This window comes from Martelella mediterranea (genome assembly GCF_021021415.1).
GTDB lineage: Bacteria > Pseudomonadota > Alphaproteobacteria > Rhizobiales > Rhizobiaceae > Martelella > Martelella mediterranea_C.
The window spans coordinates 1-2,481 of sequence record NZ_JAINWJ010000094.1 but is presented as its reverse complement, the minus strand read 5'-3'; the positions used below and the strand labels follow the sequence as shown (position 1 = coordinate 2,481).

The window sequence follows — 2,481 nt, the reverse complement described above, 5'->3', positions numbered from 1 at the left end:
GTAAGCGGCGGCTGAGTGGCACGTTGCGGCGGCGTGAGCTTCCTGCGAGGTGATCCCCATCTCAAGATGGGAGTGCGTTTCGCAATGGATGCTCAAAGTGCGTTTCTCAGATCGCTCGGTGTGGAGTTTTTTCGGAGCGGGCATCGTCGGTGGCCTGATGATGTCAAGGCACAGGCTGTCGCAGAGACGTTGGAGCCGGGCACGACAGTAAACGCCGTTGCGCGGCGTTACGGGGTTAAGCCGAACCAGCTTTCGGCTTGGCGATGCCTTGCCAAGCGGGGAAAGCTGGTCCTGCCTGCGGTCGAGGTGGCAGATGAGCCGACTACTTTCACGCCGCTTGTGTTGTGTGACACGGGTGCGCCACAGGCATTGCGGCCCCCTCAGCAACCAGCAGCCAAGCTGCGGCTCGTCTTCGGCGAGGTGGCGGTCGAACTTGCAGCAGATACCCCGGCGGCGCGCATTGCCGAGATCGTGCATGCGCTCAGGGTTTCATCATGATGCCGTCCCACACCGTCCGTATCCTGGTGGCGACGCGGCCGGTCGACTTCAGGAAGGGGCACGACGGTCTCGCCGCGTTGGTGCAGGCGACCCTGAAGGAGGATCCGTTTACCGGCGCCGTATTCGTGTTCCGGGCGAAGCGGGCAGACAGACTGAAGTTACTGTTCTGGGATGGCAGCGGCCTGGTCATGGCCTACAAGCGGCTTGAGGATAGCACCTTCACCTGGCCGACGGTTCGTGACGGCGTGATCAGATTGAACCGGGCGCAGTTCGAGGCCCTGTTCGCCGGTCTGGACTGGCGCAGGGTGAAGGCTCTGGAGGCCCGCCGCCCAACTGCGGCAGAGTGAATCAGGCACGAGAAAAGGCGGGCATTCGAAGCGGCATCGGGGTAGTATCCGGTCATGCCATCCACCGCAATCATCGACCTGACCGCCATCCCCGAAGCGCAACGCGAAGCCGTCGCTGCAGTGCTGCGCGAGCGGGATGCGCTGAAGGAGGCAAACAAGCGCCTGGAGCATTTGATCGCCGAGCTCAATCACGTGGTCCATGGCAAACGTTCCGAGAAGCTCGATGAAGATGACCGGCAGCTGGCTTTCGAGGATCTCGAGACGGCGGTCGCAGAAGCCGAAGAGAAGCAGCCCGCGCTGACGCCGTCTGCGTGCCGGCCCCGCCGTGCGAGCCGGCGCAATCTGGGCAACCTGCCCAGGGACCTGCCCCACATCGAGCGCGTGATAGAGCCGGACAGTCTGCTGTGCCCCTGTGGCTGCGGGTTGTTGCACAAGATCGGCGAGGATCGCACCGAGCGGCTGGACATCGTGCCCGCGCAGTTGCGGGTGATCGTCACGATCCGCCCCAAATACGCCTGTCGCGTTTGCACCGATGGCGTGACCCAGGCACCGGCCCCGTCTCACCTCATCGAGGGCGGCTTGCCGACCGAGGGCGCCATCGCCCATGTCCTGGTCAGCAAATACGCCGATCACCTGCCATTGTATCGGCAGAGCCAGATTCTTGGCCGTTCGGGCATCGATATCCACCGCAGCACCCTGGCTGACTGGGTGGGCACCGCCGCCTTCCATCTGGGCCCCTTGGTCGACCGTCTGGCCGACCATCTGAAGACGACGTCGGGCAAGCTGTTCATGGACGAGACCACCGCCCCGGTGCTGGACCCGGGGCGCGGCAGGACCAAGACCGGATATCTCTGGGCACTGGCCCGCGACGACCGGGGTTGGGGTGGGGATGATCCGCCGGGCGTGGTCTTCTACTACGCACCCGGACGTGCCGGAGAAAATGCGGAGAAAATACTGCGGGGCTTCGACGGCATCCTGCAACTCGACGGCTATCAGGGCTATAACCGCCTGACGCGTCCCTCCCGCAAGGGTGGCGATCCGATCCGCGTGGCCCATTGTTGGGCTCATGCCCGGCGCAAGCTGAAGGAAGTATTCGACCGCGACGGCTCAAAGATCGCCGCCGAGGGGCTGCGCCGGATTGCCGAGTTCTACAAGGTCGAGGCAGACATCCGCGGCGCGAGCCCGGGACTGCGGCTCGCGGCCCGTCAGGCGCGCACCGTACCCCTCGTCTCAGCCTTCGGGGAATGGCTGCGCCAACAGCGCCTGCGCGTCTCCGTCAAGTCGCGCCTGGGGGAAAAGCTTGCCTACATCCATCGGCACTGGGGCGGGCTGCAAACCTTCCTGCACGATGGACGGGTCGAGATCGATTCTAACAGCGTCGAGAACCTGATCCGGCCCATCGCTCTCAACAGGAAAAACGCGTTGTTTGCCGGACATGACGAAGGTGGGCGTGCCTGGGGTCGCATCGCATCGCTCATCGAGACCGCAAAGATCAACGGCATCGAGCCCTTCGCCTATCTCAAAGCTACCCTCGAGGCCATCGCCAACGGTCATCCCCAAAGCCGCATCGATGACCTCCTGCCATGGAACTTCAAGCTGTCAAGCTGATTACCGATGCGGCGCAGACGACGCTTAC

General features: G+C 63.8%; 3 protein-coding genes. All 3 read left to right on the top strand.

From position 1 onward, the window contains the following. Positions 1 to 84: 84 nt before the first annotated feature. The 3 genes from tnpA to tnpC are packed head-to-tail and all read left to right on the top strand — an operon-like array spanning position 85 to position 2,453. On the top strand, positions 85 to 498 hold the full coding sequence (tnpA, locus tag K7H91_RS25955; RefSeq protein WP_419197527.1) for an IS66-like element accessory protein TnpA: 414 nt from the start codon (positions 85 to 87) through the stop codon (positions 496 to 498). Beyond that, complete coding sequence (gene tnpB / locus K7H91_RS25430) at positions 495 to 845, top strand: IS66 family insertion sequence element accessory protein TnpB (RefSeq protein WP_230722954.1); 351 nt, start codon at positions 495 to 497, stop codon at positions 843 to 845. The genes tnpA and tnpB overlap by 4 nt, the downstream gene beginning before the upstream one ends. A gap of 54 nt (positions 846 to 899) precedes the next feature. After that, on the top strand, positions 900 to 2,453 hold the full coding sequence (tnpC, locus tag K7H91_RS25425) for an IS66 family transposase (RefSeq protein WP_230722953.1): 1,554 nt from the start codon (positions 900 to 902) through the stop codon (positions 2,451 to 2,453). Positions 2,454 to 2,481: the final 28 nt, after the last annotated feature.

Excerpts from the sequence above, each read along its gene's own strand:
- tnpA (WP_419197527.1), top strand. The coding sequence starts at position 85 with ATGGATGCTCAAAGTGCGTTTCTCAGATCGCTCGGTGTGGAGTTTTTT.
- tnpB (WP_230722954.1), top strand. The coding sequence starts at position 495 with ATGATGCCGTCCCACACCGTCCGTATCCTGGTGGCGACGCGGCCGGTC.
- tnpC (WP_230722953.1), top strand. The coding sequence starts at position 900 with ATGCCATCCACCGCAATCATCGACCTGACCGCCATCCCCGAAGCGCAA.